This window comes from Collinsella sp. CLA-AA-H167 (genome assembly GCF_040095305.1).
Classification (GTDB): domain Bacteria; phylum Actinomycetota; class Coriobacteriia; order Coriobacteriales; family Coriobacteriaceae; genus Collinsella.
In genome coordinates this window covers 279,811-296,263 of record NZ_JBBNGA010000001.1, presented here as the reverse complement: position 1 = coordinate 296,263, position 16,453 = coordinate 279,811, and the positions used below count along the sequence as shown (strand labels likewise).

Sequence of the window (16,453 nt, the reverse complement as noted above, 5' to 3'; positions counted from 1 at the left end):
CCTCGCTTAAACAGGCTTCTTGTTGAGAATCACGCCGTTGGTGGTGTAGCCCATGCGGTCAAGTGCCTCGAGTGCAGCGGCTCCCTCGGCTTCCTTCTTTGAGGAGCCGGAGCCGCGACCCTGGCGAATACCATCGATCAACACCACGGCGGTAAAGGTGGGCGCATGCGCCGGGCCCTCGGAGCCAACAAGCTTATACGCGGGAGGCTCATGGCCGTCTGCCTGCACGCACTCCTGCAAGAACGACTTGGGGTTCGCAGGATGCTCGGCACGCTCAGAGGCCAAATGGGGCTTAAGCGTACGGTGGATAAACTCCGCCGCCGCATCCCAGCCAGCATCCAGATACAGCGCGCCCACGAGCGACTCATAGACGTTCTCGAGCGCCGAGTGCAGGCCACGCGCGCCGGTACCGGTCTCGGAGGCACCAAAGATGATGATGTCGTCGATACCCAGCTCGTGCGACACCTCGGACAGCGTAGCGCCCGAGACAAGCGACACCTTCAGGCGCGTGAGCTTGCCCTCGTCAAACTCCGGATAGGACTCAAACAGGGAGCGTGCGACCACAGCGCCCAAAATGGAATCGCCCAAGAATTCAAGGCGCTCATAGCTGGCAGAAACCGGCTGGCCCTCGACTGCCGAGGGATGCGTAAGCGCCGCGCGCAGCAGCACCTTATTATTGAACTCGTGGCCCAGGATTTCCTGGGCACGCGTAAGTCGTTCAGACAAAGCCAAGACCTAGGCCTCCCTGGCGTTTTCGATCGCGTCGACGGCGTCGGCGACAGAGTTGAGCGAGAGCAGAGTCTCGTCATCGATCTCGAGGTTGAACTCGTCCTCGATAGCCGTAACCAGCTGCAGGCGCTCGAGCGAGTTGGCATCGAGATCGTCAAAGGTGGTCTCATCGCTAATTTCGGCAACATCGACGCCCAGAACGTCAGCAGCGACCTCGGCGATCTTGTCGAAGATTTCGGAGCGGTCCATAGCGCTTCCTCTCATAGTGAATGAATACCAAAAGAATGGTACCGCCCGGGCGGTACCAAGACACGGTTCTGATTCTACCCCACGAAGCAGGCCGCGAGGCACATAACAGCGCTCTAACTCGCTCTTACAAAACGATGCCGTCCATGGAGTTGGCGACGTTCTCGACCAGCCCCGCGCGCACGGCTTCGGCCGCCGCGAGCGTACCGTTTTTAACAGCCTCGACCGAGGTGGCGCCATGGCCGATTAGGACCACGCCACGCAGGCCCAAAAGAATCGCACCGCCCTTGGCATCACCAGAGAGCTTGGCCTTAATCTCGCGCATCTGCTTTTTGATGAGCAGCGCGGCGATCTTGGTGCCGAGCGAGGCCATAAAGGCACCCTTGAGTTCCTGCAGCAAAAACTTGGCAGCGCCCTCGGTGGCCTTGAGCGCAATATTGCCCGACATGCCATCGGCAACGACGACATCGAAATTGCCCGAGGTGAGGTCGGTGCCTTCGCAGTTGCCCACAAAGCCGGGAACGGCGGCTTTCATGGCCGGGAAGCAGGCCTTGGTAAAGTTGGAACCCTTCTCGTCCTCGGTGCCATTGGCAAGCAGGCCCACGCGGGGATGCTCGATGCCCAGGACGACGCGGGCATAGGCGCTACCCATCTGGGCAAAACGCACCATGTCATCGACCTCGACATCGGGGTTGGCGCCCATATCGCACAGCACCGTCAGACCGCCGGCGCGATTGGGCAGCGCATTGGTCAGACAGGGACGCACCGGCTGCTTCTTGCCTTCGGCCATATATCTAAACGGCGTCACATAGGCGGTGGCGGCAGCGGTCATGGCACCGGTCGAGCCGGCGGAGAAGAACGCGTCCGCGTTGCCCTTTTTGATGGCGCGGCAGGCAAGCACGATCGACGATTTACGCTTGGTCATCACGGCGCGAATGGGATCGTCATCCATGGCGATAACGTCGGGTGCCTCAAGAGCCTCAACACGTGCATGGGAAGCAGCAAAGGGATTGACGATTTCAGCGGGGCCAGCTGCCAAGACCTCGATATCGGGATCGGCGGCAAGCGCAGCCTCGATACCATCGAGAACAACCTGAGGTTTCTCGTCTCCGCCCACAATGTCTACACAAACGCGAACGTTACTCATATACATGCTCCTTATACAAAAATGGCCGACTCATTGAGCCGGCCATTGTGGTTCCATTTGGAACGGCATCGCATCCAAAGTATACCGTTACTCGGTAACGATAACCTCGCGGTCCTTGTAGAAACCGCAGCTGGGGCACACGTGATGCGGAAGCTTGACAGCGCCGCAACGGGGGCACGTGGACTGAGCCGCAGCCGAGATCTTCATGTTGGCGGAACGACGGGTGTGAGTGCGGATACGACCCTGCTTTTGTTTAGGTACGGGCATAGTGACCTTCCTTATGAACTATCCAGTGTGGCGATTACGCGCAAGTAGCGATACTACCACAGTTTTACTCATCGAGCTTGAGATTCTTCAATGCTGCAAATGGATTTTCCGTGGCAGCGGACCATTCTGCCTCTGCCTGGGTGGCGCAATCGCATTGCTCGACGTTGAGATTGCAACCGCAAGTGGGACACAGACCGCGGCAATCGGGCTTGCAGAGCACCACAAACGGCGTGTCCATGACAACGGCATCGTTGATGGGCTCACCCAGATCGACGATGCGGTCCTCACCCAGGAGCTCGTAGCCGTCCTCGTAGGCCTCGGGATCCTCGGGCTCCTCAAAGAGGTAGAACTCCTCGATCTCGCCGGCGATATCAAACGAAGCGGGCTCCAGGCAACGGTCGCACTCGCCGGTGGCGTGCGCGCGGACCATGCCCGTGAGCAAGACACCGGTACCGGCATTGGTAAAGACAACGTCGTAGTCGATGCCGTCCTGTAGCTGGTACTCCTTCTCGCCCACCGTATAGGTGGCGACATCGACCTTGCCGGTCAGCGGATACGAATCTCCGGGAAACTCGAGCTGTTCGGAAAGATCGACGGTAACGCTCGGGAACTCAGCCATTACCACTGACCATTCTGTTGGGCGGCACCCTCGTTGAGCTGCTGACGGCAACGGGTAACGGTGCCGGTCAGGCTCTTGAGATTCTCCTCCAGGTGCGTAAAGACCTGCTCTGCGTAGTCCTCGGCAGCATAACGCGTCTCGCGCTCGTACTGCTGGGCACGATCGCGGATGTCGTCGGCCTGCTGCTGTGCCAAGCGGACGATCTCCTGCTCACCGGCAATGGTGAGGGCCTGCTGCTGAGCGTCGGCGATGATGGAATCGGCCTGAGCGGCGGCGGAAGCCATAAGCTCCTCGCGCTCCTTAAGGATACGGCGGGACTTCTGCCACTCCTCGGGATAGCTCATGCGGATCTCGTCGAGGATGTTGAAGAACACGTCGGCGTCGATGACCTTGAACTGAGCGTTCTTGCCGAAAGGCGGCTTGGCTTCCTCGATCAGCCCTTCGAGCTCATCGACCAAGCTGACGATCCTATCGCCAGGAAAATTCTCGCCCGGCATCCGGTCTCCTTTCATAGGTAACATATCATCGTGCTAGTTTACCACATGCCACCAGGCAATAAAAAACGTCACGAAAAGCGATGTCTGAGCGCTTCGACCACGTTGGGCGGGACAAACGTCGATACATCGCTGCCGAGTGAGGCGATCTGACGAACGACCGAGCTCGAGATATAGCCGTACTGCGGCGCACTCATGACAAAGATGGACTCCAGCTCGTTATCCAAGCGATAGTTGAGATCTGCCTGCTGCAGCTCGTACTCAAAGTCGGTCATGGCGCGCAGGCCCTTGACCACGGCCCCCGCCCCCTGCTCGCGAGCGAAGTCGACCAAGAGGCCGGTAAAGGGCAGGACCTCGACGCCGTCGATATCACCGAGCGCCTCGCGGGCCAGCGCCACGCGCTCATCGAGCATAAACGTGGTACCCACACCGTTTTTACCCTGCGACTCGGCAACAGCGACGATCACGCTGGGAAAGATGCGGCGGGCGCGGCGGATGACGTCGATATGGCCAAACGTGATGGGATCGAAGGTGCCCGGGACGATCACGCGGTTGATGGTGTCATTCATGGGCGTCCTCCTGAAACGTCGTGGCATCGTTGTTGTTAGCATCGGTGCCGGCGTTATCGCCCTCACCATCGTCATCGCCGACCCAACGAAGCAGGTCGACCGAGGTAATGCCGTAGTGCTTCTCGCGCACAATCTCAAAGCCTGCCGGATGCGCGCCCGCATCGGCGGCGGCATGCTCAAACAGGGCATAAGCGCCAGATGCAAGCAGACCCTGCTGAGCCAGGTTCGGCAGCAGTTCCTCGACCGGCTCGGCACCAAAAGCATAGGGCGGGTCGAGCAGGACCAGATCAAACGGGCCGCCCGGCACACGACCGCGCGAGGCGCTCGCCAGCATGTCGCCCGTTACCACGCGCCAACGCGCACGGTCACGGCAGAGCGACTCGATATTCTTGGTAATGAGCCGCGCGGCATTCCGATCGATCTCGAACGTCGTGAGTGAGCGGGCACCACGTGAGAGCATCTCTAACCCTAAGGCACCGGAGCCGCCAAAGGCGTCCAGCACGCGGACCTCATCCAGATCGAAGTCGAATGCCGACATGACCATAGATGCGCATGCCTCGCGCACGCGATCGGTCGTGGGGCGGGTGACATCGCGACCACGGGGCTCCTCGATCTTACGACCGCGCCATTCGCCGCCGATGATTCTCATCCTCCGCTGACCTCCTTAAAAATGTGTCGATATCGCATGGCGACCGCATCGCGCAGGGGGCGCGTCGCCACGGAGTCAAGGTTGCAAGCATACCGCAAGAGCTCGACCGCGTCCAAATGGGCCCACTCGATCAGCTCCTCGTCGGCATCCAGGTCGACAAAGCGCAGGGTCACTCCGCCATGCTGGCGGTACCCCAGGATTTCGCCCTCGTGGCGCAGACGCAGGTCCATCTGGGCGAGCGTAAAGCCATCCGAGGTCTTCTCGAGCGATTGCAGGCGATCTTGTGCTGCCGAAGCGCCGCCGTTGCCCTTGGAGTGCGTCATGACCAGACACGTGCCCGACACGCTGCCACGGCCCACGCGACCGCGCAGCTGGTGCAGAGCAGCCAAACCAAAGCGCTCCCCGTTCTCGATGACCATGACGGTGGCGTTAGGCACGTCGACGCCCACCTCGACCACCGTAGTCGAGACGAGCACGTCAATCTCGCCACGCTTAAAGGCATCGATAACCTGGTCCTTCTCCCCCGCTGGCATGCGGCCGTGAAGGCGCTCGATGGCAAGACCCGGCAACGCCAGACGCAGGCGATCGAGCTCGGTCGCCGTATCGTGCAGCGGCACGGGGACCGTCACGCGGCCCTCGTCGTCGCGGGCGATACCGGGCACGTCCTCCAGATCATCGGCCGAGTCACTCGGCTCCACGAGCGGGCAAATCACGTAGGCCTGCTGACCCTTTTCATGCGCCTCGCGGATGGCGCCATAGGCAAGGTCGCGACTCGACTCGGTAAGCACGCGTGTCGTCACGCCAGCGCCAGGGACGGGCCGATGGCGGATGATACTCGTGTCCAGATCGCCGTAGACCGAAAGCGCCAGCGTACGCGGGATGGGCGTTGCCGTCATAACGAGCAGATCGGCACCGGGGCCCTTCGCGCGCAAGGCATTGCGTTGGCCGACGCCAAACCGGTGCTGCTCATCGATGACTACGAGCGACAAATACTTAAACGCCACGTTATCCGAAAGGACCGCGTGGGTTCCAAAGAGGACGTCGAGCTCTCCCGATTCCAGCTGTGCATGGATGCGCTCGCGCTCTGCGGCCGGCGTGGCACCCGTCAGAAGCGCCCAAGACATGCCGGCCTGCGAGAGCAGAGGGCCGGTCTTATCGGCATATTGACGCGCCAGCACGCCCGTGGGCGCCATAACGCAGGCCTGTGTGCCGCTATCGGCAGCCACAGCCAGCGCGCAGGCGGCAACGGCGGTCTTACCGGTACCGACATCGCCCAGCAGCAGGCGGTTCATCACGCGCCCGCCATCGCACATATCGCGCAGGATGTCTTGGAACGCGGCCTCCTGCTCGTCGCTCAGCGAAAACGGCAGGGCCTGCTTGAGCGCGGCCAGGTGCTCGCCCGCGGCGTGGGCGTAGGGAGCGACTTCGACCAAGACACCGTCGTTGCGCAGGCGCAGCGCCAGCTGCAGGTAGAGGCACTCCTCGTAGGCAAGCCGTGCGCGCGCGATTTCGCGCTCAGCCATGCTCGAGGGAAAGTGGATCGATCGAAGGGCACGGGCATGGCTCATCAGGCGACGTTTAACGCGTAAGCGTGCCGGAATGGGATCAAAGGGATTGCCGACGGCCTCGAGCGCGCCACTTACGATACGGCGCATCCATGCCTGACTCACGCCGTCACTCACGTAATGGACCGGCAGGATAGTGCCCGCGGCGCGCCCTTCCTCAAGCTTTTCAAAGTGCGGCGAGGCCATCTGCTTAAAGCCGTAGGCAAACTCGACCTTACCCATTACGGCTAGGCGGTCGCCCTGCTTAAGCTGCTGGGCAATCCAGGGCTGGCGGAAAAAGGCGACCTGCAGCACGCCCGTCTCGTCAACGAGTGAGACCTCGGTCACCTGCATGCGCGGACGCGGCTGCTTTTGGACGATACGATCGACCGTGGCGATGATGGTACACACGGTACCGATGGGCGCCATCTCGATGGACCAGGAGCGCGTAAAGTCCAGGTATCGATGAGGGATATGGAGAAGGAGGTCCCCCACCGTCCGAATTCCCAGACGGCGAAGGGCCTCCTCACGTTTACCCGAAACATATTTGAGTCGCGCGATATCCTCGTCGAGCGCATTGCTCTGGGCAAAGCGCTCCGAGACGCGCGGCACGGAGCACAGTTCGGACATGGGCAGTTGCCTACTCGATCGAGAAGATCACGGGATAGAGCGGCTGCTCGCCACGATGGGCGTCGATCTCCAGATCGGGCTGAGCCTCCTCGATAGCGTCGACGATCTCCTGGAAGGCCTCATCGGACAGTTCCTCGCCGGCCAGAATCGTCAGCGCGTCGCCCTCCTCTTCCTCCTGCATACGGTTGATGCAATCGAGCGTGACCTGCTTCACGTCGGAGCCGACCACGTCGATGGAGCCGGCAATGATGCCCATGACGTCACCGGAGTGAATTGGCGAACCGTCGGAGGCACTGGAGTCGCGCACGGCGCGGGTGACCTCGCCATCGCGGACCTCGCTGATGGCGTCGACCATAGCGGCGACGGCATCCTCGAGCTCGGAATCGGGCAGGACCGCGAACAGCGCGGAGAAGGCCTGCGGAACGGTCTTGGTGGGAACGACGGCGACCTTCTTGTCGGTGCAGGCAGAGGCAGCGGCCTCGGCGGCCATGCGGATGTTGCCGTTGTTGGGCAGAATGATGACCGAGGTCGCGTTGACCTGGTCGACGGCGCCCAGCAGGTCTGCAGTCGAGGGATTCATGGTCTGGCCACCGGACACGATCACGTCAACGCCGAGGGACTTGAGGATGTCTGCCTCGCCGGAACCGGCGGCAACGGCGACAAAGCCCAGGGCCTTCGCGGGCTCGGCGGCCTTCTCCTGGTCCTCGTGGATCTTGGCGGTACGGTCGTGGGCCTCCATCTCCATGTTGTGGATAAAGACCTCGTAGATCTGGCCAAGCTGCAGCATGTGCTCGAGCACCAGGTTCGGGGTGTTGGAGTGCACGTGGATCTTGTAGTCGGGATATGCGCCCACGAGCAGCTCACAGTCGCCCATGGAACCCAGGAACTTAAGGCACTCGTCCTCGTCAAACGGGGCGTCGGCCTTAAAGAGGAACTCGTTGCAGTAGCGGAACTCCGAGCCCTCCCAATCGTCGTTGGCCTCGATCTCAACGCGGCCAAGAGCGGCATCGCGTGCAGAGCCAGCGGAATCGAACGTAGCGGAGAAATCCTCGACAACGGTGCTGCGACCAAGTGCTGCAGCCACAAAGTTCTCCAAGAAGATGGCAAAGCCGAAGGCGCCGGAGTCGACCACGCCGTTCTCTTTGAGGACGGGCAGCAGGTCGGGCGTGCGAGCGACGGACTGGTAGGCCTCGACGACGATGGCATCGAGCGCGTCCTCGGCCGAGAACTTCTTCTTTTCGCACTCGTCGGCCTTGGTCGAGACATCGCGCAGCACCGTGAGAATCGTGCCCTCGATGGGCTTACGGACGGCCTGGAAGGCGACCTTGACGGCGCGGCGGAAGGCGAAGGCGATGTTGGCGGACGTAATGGGCTCGTCGGCGGAGACAAGGCCCTCGGCCACACCGCGCAGGATCTGCGAGGTAATGACGCCGGAGTTACCGCGGGCGCCCATCAGGGAGCCGTGGGTGATGGCGCCGGCAATGGCCTCCATGTCGGCATCGGCGGGAAGGGCGGAGAGCTCCTTGGTCACCGAGGCGAGCGTGAGCGACATGTTGGTGCCGGTGTCGCCGTCGGGTACGGGGAAGACGTTGAGCTTATTGATCTCCTCGGCCTTGTCAGAAACGGCAGCCGCAGCGATCGGAAAACAGGTGCGAATGGTCTTTGCAATCATGGGTATTTGAATCTCCGTTTTCGGATGCTAGTTCAGACGGCTCTTGAGCGCGTCGATATGGATGCCGATCTTAAGGCTGGCGGGATCGATTTGGGCAATCTCCTGCAGGGTAAAGGCAACGGAGCTCGAAAGGTTGTGGCAGACGGACTTCATGTTGACGCCGTTCTCGAGCACGACGTGAAGATCGACCGTAAGGCCGTTCTCGTCGGCGGAGACAAGCACGCCCTTGCGGAGGCGCTGACCGGCAAGCAGGCGCACGCTCTCGGCGCCTTGGAGCTGCTCAGCCATACCGACGACGCCATAGCACGTCATCGCGGCATAACCGGCAATATCGGCAATAACGTCGTTCGAGACGCTCAGGCTGCCGTTAATGGTCTCAGACACAAGAATCTCCTTATCTGGTGCTCGCGGCACCATGTCGTGGGAGCAATCATTGCAATATTCTACAACGACCGCGCCATGTTGAGGTGGTGGGTCGCGGGATTACATCCTCGACACGAAATGTTGATATGGCAACGTTCGAGTCAAGTGGTCGCGGCATAAAAAAACCCGCCGCATAAGCGACGGGTTTTACAACCTGGCTCCCCGGGTAGGACTCGAACCTACAACAGCGCGGTTAACAGCCGCGTGCTCTACCATTGAGCTACCGAGGAATTTAAAAGCCCAGCGGAATGGGCTGAGAAATTCTGGCTCCCCGGGTAGGACTCGAACCTACAACAGCGCGGTTAACAGCCGCGTGCTCTACCATTGAGCTACCGAGGAATAGGTGCGTGCTCTCAAGCAACGAAGTTTATTATACGGACGAATCAGCTCAGGGCAAGAACTTTTTTAAGAATTTTTCCGACCTAGTCATTGGGGACGTCCCCAATGACCACATGAAAGCGCCCCCAAGCGGATGTGCTTGAGGGCGCTTCTTGATTGCGAGGTTATGACTCGATGTAGTCCTTCAGCTTGCTGCTGCGGCTCGGGTGGCGGAGCTTGGCCAAGGTCTTGGACTCGATCTGGCGGATACGCTCGCGCGTGACGCCAAACTCGCGGCCGACTTCCTCGAGCGTGCGGGGATGCCCGTCGACAAGGCCAAAGCGCAGCTCGATAACCTTGCGCTCACGATCGGCAAGCGAGTCGAGCACCTGAGTGAGCTGCTCCTGCAGCATGGAGAAGCTGGCGGCATCGGGCGGAACGATAGCCTGGGAGTCCTCGATAAAGTCGCCCAGCTGGGAATCCTCTTCCTCGCCGATGGGGGTCTCGAGCGACACGGGCTCCTGCGAGATCTTCTGGATCTCGCGGACGCGGTCGGCGCTCATGTCCATCTCGGCACCGATCTCCTCGGGGGTCGGGTCGCGACCCAGGTCCTGAAGGAGCTGGCGCTGCACGCGGACGAGCTTGTTGATAGTCTCAACCATATGCACGGGAATACGGATGGTACGGGCCTGATCGGCAATGGCGCGCGTAATGGCCTGACGGATCCACCACGTGGCGTACGTGGAGAACTTAAAGCCCTTCTGGTAGTCGAACTTCTCGACGGCGCGGATCAGACCGAGGTTGCCCTCCTGGATCAGGTCAAGGAACAGCATGCCGCGGCCGACATAGCGTTTGGCGATGGAGACGACCAGACGCAGGTTTGCGCTGATGAGTGCCTGCTTGGCTTCGAGGCCCACGTTCTCAATGCGCGTAAGACGACGCATCTCGGCACGCGTGAGCTCGAGCTCGCCGGCATCGGCAGCCTCGAGCTTCTCGGTGGCCTCGAGACCGGCCTCGATCTTCATGGCCAAATCGACCTCTTCGGAGGCGGTCAGCAGGTCGACCTTGCCGATCTCCTTGAGGTACATACGAACCGGATCGCCGGTCAGCATCACCGTGGAGGCATCGATGCCACGCACGCGGGAGCGTGAACGGGACGTGCGCACGGTGCGCTTCTTCTTGCTCTTGGAAGAACCCATCTCGGCATCGGCCTGACGGGCCATCTTGAGCTCGTGATCGTCGAGCGAGCCGGAATCGTGCTCGTCGTCGTCATCGAAATCGTCGGTATCGGTATCGTTATCGTCATCGTCGACGTCCATGGGGGCGTCGTCGTTACCGCTCGCGGAGATAATCTGGATGCCGCTGTTGCGCAGCGCGGAATACACCGCGGTGAGCTGCTCGTCAGAAACATCGATATCCTTCAGGGCGACCTGAATCTCGTCCTCGGTTACCGAAGTCCTGTTTGAGCCGTTGCCCATGAGCTTTGCAACGTAGGATTCCAGCCCAGTACCCGTGCTCTCAGTCTTTTTTGGCACAGATTCTCCCTTCATAGTCCACAGGACTCAATACTTTAGCACACACATTGACATCTATACCCAAAAAGAGGACTGGATATAGGCGAGAATACGCTGGTTGACCACAACATCTAGGTTTGTTCGGTGCCCGCGGCCTCCAGACCGATCAAACGGAACGGGTCCGCCACGCCGCCGATAGACTTTTGCAGCTCGCGTTGACGCTGCGAATCCTGCGCGGCCTGCACGGTCAACGCGCGACGGGCCTCATCATCGAGCGAACGGTCCTGGCGCAGCTTGGCCTGTGCGGCACGCATGCGGCGCTTGATGGTGTAGAGCTCGAGCGTATCGAGCATGAACACGATGTTCGTCTCGGTGGGGTGCTTGCTCGTCGCGGAGATGCGCCCGGCACTCACAAGCGTTGCCGCCTCGGGACAGACCGAGCGCGCCGCATCCATGCAGGCTGCAGGATCGGTTCCCGGCGGCGTTGCCAGAACGGCCCATGCGATGGACTCGTGACGTGGGTCAACCCACTCGATAGAGCAGATGCGGTCGGCATACGTGCGGAACAGGTCGGGGTAGCTCGTGAGCATCGTCAACAGCTCGCGCTCCCCTGCCAAGGACTTGCGCTCAAGATCAGTAAGAACCATCGGCGCCGCCGCAGCCGGAGCGCCCGAACCATCAGTCACAGGCACAGCACCCATACCATCAGGCACATCGATCGGCGGCAGGTCGTCGACGACCTCCACGGGCGCGGCACCGTAGGCATCGAGCGGGACGTAGTCATACGGCTCTTCTTCGACCGGCGCGGACACCGGCGGCGTCGCGCCCGATGCCCAAGCACCGCGAGATGCCCCCTGCGAACCAGACGTCCGACCGCCCGCGCTACCAGAGCGCTCGGCTTGCGCCCGCTGGCGTTCATAGTTCTGCTCACGACGTCGTTCCGCATCTTCGCGCTTGGCGACATCGCGAAACACGCGACCCGAACTCGTGCGAACCGTCTCCAGATCCAAACCCAGCAGATCGGCAATCTGGATAAAGTATGTGTCGATCATATAGCTATCGCGCAGCGGATAGATAAGCGTCAGCGCATCTTCCAGCGCCTTGGCACGACCGCCCGGCGTGGTGATGTCACTCGACTCCTGCAGCGAACGGTAGACAAAGTCCATGAGCGGCTCGGCAGCGTCGATGCGCGCCTGAAGCTCCTGTCCACCATGCGCCGTGATGAACTCCATGGGGTCGTTGCCGTCGGGCAGCACCACGCAGCGCAGGTCCATCGAATCCTGCTCGATAAATTGAATCGCGCGACGGGCGGCCTTCTGGCCCGCGGCATCGCCATCGAACATATACACGATACGCTTGGCAAAGCGGGTGAGCGTCTTGACGTGATGCTCCGTGAGCGCGGTGCCCAGCGTGGCGACAACGTTTTTGATCCCCGCCTCCCAGCAGGCGATACAATCGGTATAGCCCTCCACCACGATGGCCGTATCCTGCGCGACGATAAACTCCTTGGCCCAGTTAAAGCCATAGAGGTTTCGCTTTTTATGGAACACGCTCGTCTCGGCGGTGTTGAGGTACTTGGGTTGGCCGTCACCCATGATGCGCCCGCCAAAGGCAATGTTGTGACCCTGCTCGTCAAAGATGGGAAACATCACGCGGTCGTAGAAGCGGTCGGCAAGCTGCCCGCGCCCGCGGCTCACGGCAACGTTGGCGTCGATCATCTCCTGCGGGGTAAAACCCGCCTGGGACAGGTGCGACACCAGCGCGTTGCGGCCAGGCGCAAAGCCCAGGCAGTAGCGGCGGCAGACGTCGCCACCCATGCCGCGGCTGGCAAAGTACTCGCGCGGACGGCCGTCCTTACCGCGCATAAGCATGGTGTGATAGAACTGGGCGGTCTCGGCGCACAGGTCGTAGATGCGGGCACGCTTGGTACCGCGCTCGCGGCGGTCTCCGGTGTCGTGCAGCTCAATACCCGCGCGATCGGCCAAATAACGGATTGACTCGGGAAAGCTCAGGTTCTCGCGCTTCATGATATAGGTGAAGACGTCGCCACCCTCGCCGCAGCCAAAGCAATGCCACACCTGCGTGGCGGGAATAATGTGGAAGGACGGAGTCTTTTCGCCATGGAAGGGGCAGCAACCCCAAAACTCATGGCCGCGGGGCTTGAGCTCAACCGTTTCCTGCACGATGGCAACTAGGTCGGACGCAGCGCGTACCTGGTCTTTTTCCTCATCACTAATCACGGACACTCACCCCCTGCTCGCCCAAGTTGTGACGAATATCTTCGATATTACCCTCGACGGTCGCGATCAACTCATCCGGCGAATCGAACACGCGCGACGGACGCAGCCAGCGCGTAAACGCCAGCGAAACGGAAGCGCCGTACAGGTCGCCCGTATAACCAATTAAATTAGCCTCAAGATGCGCAGATGCCGCATCGTCGGCATACGTCGGCGGCAGTCCGACGTTAACGGCAGCGGGCCACACGATGTCGTTAACCAGCACCAGGCCCTCATAGACGCCATCGGCAGGCACCTGAATGCCGTCGGGAACATGTAGGTTTGCCGTGGGAAAGCCCATGCCAGAACCCTCGTGACGGCCGCGAATAACACCGCCGCGCACCATATACGGGCGGCCGAGTAACTCAGCAGCAAGCTCCACATGGCCCTGTCCCAGCTCATGACGAATGCGGGTGGCGCAAATGGCCTCACCGCCCTCGCAAAGCAGGTCGTGCCCGTATACGTCAACGCCGCGCTCGGCGCCCCAGGCGCGCATCTCGGCAACACCAAAAGCACCGCCACGACCCAGCCTAAAGTCGCTGCCAACGCGAATCGATCGAATGTCGACCAGACGCGACACCAGCGAGAGAAAATCAACATGGTCAAGCGCCGCAACCTCAGGCGTAAAGGGAACGGCCACCACCGCATCGACCCCGGTTTGAGCCAGGGCATGCAGACGGTCGGCCGTCGTCATCAATTTTTGAGCGGGCGAAGGGCTCACCACGACGTCCGGGTCGGGATCGAAGGTAACTACGACCGCCTTACAGCCATGGGCACGGGCGTCACGGACAAGCGCCGCAATGAGCTCCTGGTGTCCACGGTGCACGCCATCGAACACGCCAATGGCGATCGAGGCAGCACCCAGGTGCTCGCACTCATCAAATGCATCGGCAGCAACAATGCGAGCCTCGTCCGACTCGCCCGCGAAAAAGATACGCGCGAGCTCGCGAGCGGACAACATCATCGAACACCGCCGATTGCCTGCGGAAACACGTGCTCCATGACAAAGCGGCCACTCTCAATGCGGGCGAGCGCCTTGAGTCCCCCATCGAGCACCAACGCAAACGGCGCCTTCGAGGCATCGAAATCCGCAAGCGCACGCTCAACGGGAATGCGTCGGCCGCAGAGCAGGTCATCGGCAAGATTGCCAGGCAAGTCAACACGCGTGGCGCCCAGGGCCGCAATGGGATCCAGGGCAAAGCCAGCCGCGGACTCGGGGGAAAGTTCCTCGACCGCATGACAAGCGCCAATGGAAACAACACCGGAGGCCGTGCGGCGCAACGCGGAAATGTGCGCGGCGCTCTCACAGGCGCGGCCCAAGTCTCGAGCGAGCGCACGGATATAGGTGCCCTTGCTCACCGAGAACGCCACGGTCCACACACACGTATCACCTTCGCCGCCCACGGCGATCAGGTCGGCGGCATAGACCTCGACAGGGCGCGGAGGTAGGTCCACCGCATTGCCCTCGCGAGCAGACTTGTAGGCGCGAACGCCATTGACCGAGATAGCCGAAAACGCCGGCGGCACCTGCATCTGCGGACCCAGCATGGCCGCCAAGCGCTCACGGGCATAGGCAGGATCGCGCAGCTCGTTGGCAATAGCCACCGTGCGGACCGCCTCGCCCTCCGCATCATCGGTATTGGTCTCGGCGCCAAACGAGATGTCGGCGACATAGCTTTTGGTATCGAGGGTTAGCATGCCCAGCAAACGAGTAGCCTGGCCAACACCCACCACCATGACACCCGATGCCATGGGGTCGAGCGTGCCGGCATGGCCGACGCGACGCTCATGGAGGGCGCGCCGACATTGCGAGACCACATCGTGGGACGTGCAGCCCACCGGCTTATCGACGGCGAGCAGCATATTCAGTTGAGAAGGCGTACGACGAGCCATGTACCATCCAAAAAGTTAAAGCTCGACGGTCACCGAAGCGGGATCCTCCCCTACCAGTTCGGCCAGCATGGGAAGTGCCACGGTGAGCGTCTCGAGAATCGTTCCGTTGTTGGAGAAACCGGCGGCAGCGGGATGTCCGCCTCCGCCAAAGGCAGCAGCGATCTCGGACACGTTGAGGTCGCCCTTGGAGCGCAGGTTGCCGCGCACCTTGGTATCGCCCTCAATGCCCTTCAGGAACAGGCAGACTTCGACGCCCATCACCGAGCGAACCACATCGACCAGGCCGTCGCACTCATCCGAGGTGACACCGCACGCCTCAAGGTCACTCTGGTACGCGTAACTATACGCGACGCGCCCGTGGGCCACCGTCTTGATGCGGCCCATAACGATGGACTTGAGGTGCAAAAACTCAACGCGCATGCTCTGGTAGACCTCGAGTGCCACACGCGCCGGATCGGCACCGTGGGCAACCAGACGCGAGGCTGCATGGAACGCGGCGGCATCGGCGTTTTGGTACTGAAAACGGCCGGTATCGGTAACCAAGCCACACAGCAGGCAGGTCGCAACGCCATCACGTGCGACAATGCCGCAATTGTCCAAGAAGCGGTCGATGATCATGGCGCAGGCTGCAGCTTCGACGCGCCTCAGGCTGAGCTCGGCAAACTCCTCACGCGCCGGATGGTGATCGAAGCACACCACATGCTTGGAGCGACGAAGCACCTCGGCGGAATTATTGAGACGCTCGACGACCGGCACGTCCACCGAGATGAACAGGTCCGGATTGCCGGTGTACGCAGATGCCGGCGCCAGGCGATCGGAGCCTTCCATAAAGCGGTAAATGCGCGGAACTGGGTCATCATCTGCCAGCAGCAGCGCAATGTCCTTGTTGGGGAAAAACTTCATGAGCGAAAGGCCCAGACCCAAAACGGAGCCCAAGGCATCGCCATCGGGAGAAGTATGTCCCGAAATCGCAATGGAGGACGCACCCTCGATGAGCTCGAGGATGCGTCGCTGAATATCTGCAGACTCGCACGAGGCGAGGTCGGCGGAATTAGTCATCTAAAGCTGCCTCCTGGGCGGCATCCGCTATCGGATAGCCGTCCTCGTCCTTTTCGATCGCAAGCGTGGCGGGAACGTTTTCCAGCGCACGCGTGATGCGCTCGGCCTCATCGGTCGAGCGATCGATGCGAAAATCGAGCTCGGGCGTAACACGCCAATCGAGCGAGCGAGCCAACAGGCTGCGAATACGGCCCTTAGCGCTTGCGAGCGCCTCCATGACCTCGTCGTAGCGGCTCGCATCGCACGACACGAACACACGCGCGAACGAACGGTCCACCGCGACCTCGACCGCGGTCAAAGTAACCAGGTCGAGACGCGGATCGGAAACCTCAAAGAGCAGGATATAACCGAGCTTCTCGCGAAGCTGCTCGCCCAGACGGCGGGTTGCCTGCGTTTGCTTCATA

The 16,453-nt window shown here is 61.3% G+C and carries 17 protein-coding genes and 2 tRNA genes; all 19 read right to left on the bottom strand.

The window, feature by feature from the left end; all coding sequences use genetic code 11:
- Positions 1-6: 6 nt before the first annotated feature.
- Positions 7-732 (bottom strand): ribonuclease III, encoded by a 726-nt coding sequence (gene rnc, locus AAAT03_RS01375; RefSeq protein WP_117637759.1) that lies wholly within the window; start codon positions 730-732, stop codon positions 7-9.
- A gap of 3 nt (positions 733-735) precedes the next feature.
- The gene (locus AAAT03_RS01370) at positions 736-978 is read right to left on the bottom strand and encodes an acyl carrier protein (RefSeq protein WP_055309519.1); all 243 of its coding nucleotides are present in this window, start codon (positions 976-978) and stop codon (positions 736-738) included.
- Between the two features lie 124 nt (positions 979-1,102).
- On the bottom strand, positions 1,103-2,122 hold the full coding sequence (gene plsX / locus AAAT03_RS01365; protein ID WP_117629287.1) for a phosphate acyltransferase PlsX: 1,020 nt from the start codon (positions 2,120-2,122) through the stop codon (positions 1,103-1,105).
- Positions 2,123-2,209: 87 nt separating this feature from the next.
- The gene (gene rpmF, locus AAAT03_RS01360) at positions 2,210-2,389 is read right to left on the bottom strand and encodes a 50S ribosomal protein L32 (protein WP_022094017.1); all 180 of its coding nucleotides are present in this window, start codon (positions 2,387-2,389) and stop codon (positions 2,210-2,212) included.
- Between the two features lie 64 nt (positions 2,390-2,453).
- Entirely contained in the window at positions 2,454-3,008 is a 555-nt protein-coding gene (locus tag AAAT03_RS01355; protein ID WP_349102404.1) for a DUF177 domain-containing protein, read from the bottom strand.
- On the bottom strand, positions 3,008-3,505 hold the full coding sequence (locus AAAT03_RS01350; RefSeq protein ID WP_040358176.1) for an ATPase: 498 nt from the start codon (positions 3,503-3,505) through the stop codon (positions 3,008-3,010). The genes AAAT03_RS01355 and AAAT03_RS01350 overlap by 1 nt, the downstream gene beginning before the upstream one ends.
- 68 nt (positions 3,506-3,573) lie before the next feature.
- Positions 3,574-4,071, bottom strand: a complete 498-nt coding sequence (coaD, locus tag AAAT03_RS01345; protein WP_117564151.1) for a pantetheine-phosphate adenylyltransferase — start codon at positions 4,069-4,071, stop codon at positions 3,574-3,576.
- Positions 4,064-4,720, bottom strand: coding sequence for a 16S rRNA (guanine(966)-N(2))-methyltransferase RsmD (rsmD, locus tag AAAT03_RS01340; RefSeq protein WP_117774239.1), 657 nt, complete (start codon positions 4,718-4,720; stop codon positions 4,064-4,066). Before rsmD ends, coaD begins: the two co-directional genes overlap by 8 nt.
- Positions 4,717-6,894 carry an ATP-dependent DNA helicase RecG gene (gene recG, locus AAAT03_RS01335; protein WP_161194181.1) on the bottom strand — a complete coding sequence of 726 codons (2,178 nt, stop codon included), beginning with the start codon at positions 6,892-6,894 and terminating at the stop codon, positions 4,717-4,719. Before recG ends, rsmD begins: the two co-directional genes overlap by 4 nt.
- Positions 6,895-6,904: 10 nt before the next feature.
- Positions 6,905-8,566, bottom strand: a complete 1,662-nt coding sequence (locus tag AAAT03_RS01330) for a DAK2 domain-containing protein (RefSeq protein WP_006234030.1) — start codon at positions 8,564-8,566, stop codon at positions 6,905-6,907.
- A 27-nt stretch (positions 8,567-8,593) separates the two neighbouring features.
- Complete coding sequence (locus tag AAAT03_RS01325) at positions 8,594-8,983, bottom strand: Asp23/Gls24 family envelope stress response protein (protein ID WP_187361832.1); 390 nt, start codon at positions 8,981-8,983, stop codon at positions 8,594-8,596.
- A 161-nt stretch (positions 8,984-9,144) separates the two neighbouring features.
- Positions 9,145-9,219: transfer RNA gene (locus tag AAAT03_RS01320), tRNA-Asn, on the bottom strand.
- A gap of 34 nt (positions 9,220-9,253) precedes the next feature.
- Positions 9,254-9,328 (bottom strand) — tRNA-Asn (locus tag AAAT03_RS01315).
- Positions 9,329-9,492: 164 nt separating this feature from the next.
- Positions 9,493-10,842 (bottom strand): RNA polymerase sigma factor RpoD, encoded by a 1,350-nt coding sequence (gene rpoD / locus AAAT03_RS01310; RefSeq protein WP_055286388.1) that lies wholly within the window; start codon positions 10,840-10,842, stop codon positions 9,493-9,495.
- Positions 10,843-10,952: 110 nt separating this feature from the next.
- Positions 10,953-13,061, bottom strand: coding sequence for a DNA primase (dnaG, locus tag AAAT03_RS01305; RefSeq protein WP_349102403.1), 2,109 nt, complete (start codon positions 13,059-13,061; stop codon positions 10,953-10,955).
- Positions 13,054-14,061: a riboflavin biosynthesis protein RibF gene (gene ribF / locus AAAT03_RS01300; RefSeq protein ID WP_349102402.1), complete on the bottom strand. Its 1,008-nt coding sequence runs from the start codon at positions 14,059-14,061 to the stop codon at positions 13,054-13,056. The genes dnaG and ribF overlap by 8 nt, the downstream gene beginning before the upstream one ends.
- A complete protein-coding gene (truB, locus tag AAAT03_RS01295; RefSeq protein WP_117637766.1) occupies positions 14,058-14,990 on the bottom strand; it encodes a tRNA pseudouridine(55) synthase TruB in 933 nt (310 codons plus the stop codon). Before truB ends, ribF begins: the two co-directional genes overlap by 4 nt.
- A gap of 15 nt (positions 14,991-15,005) precedes the next feature.
- On the bottom strand, positions 15,006-16,049 hold the full coding sequence (locus AAAT03_RS01290) for a DHH family phosphoesterase (RefSeq protein ID WP_349102401.1): 1,044 nt from the start codon (positions 16,047-16,049) through the stop codon (positions 15,006-15,008).
- The gene (gene rbfA, locus AAAT03_RS01285) at positions 16,042-16,452 is read right to left on the bottom strand and encodes a 30S ribosome-binding factor RbfA (protein WP_117629486.1); all 411 of its coding nucleotides are present in this window, start codon (positions 16,450-16,452) and stop codon (positions 16,042-16,044) included. Before rbfA ends, AAAT03_RS01290 begins: the two co-directional genes overlap by 8 nt.
- Position 16,453: the final 1 nt, after the last annotated feature.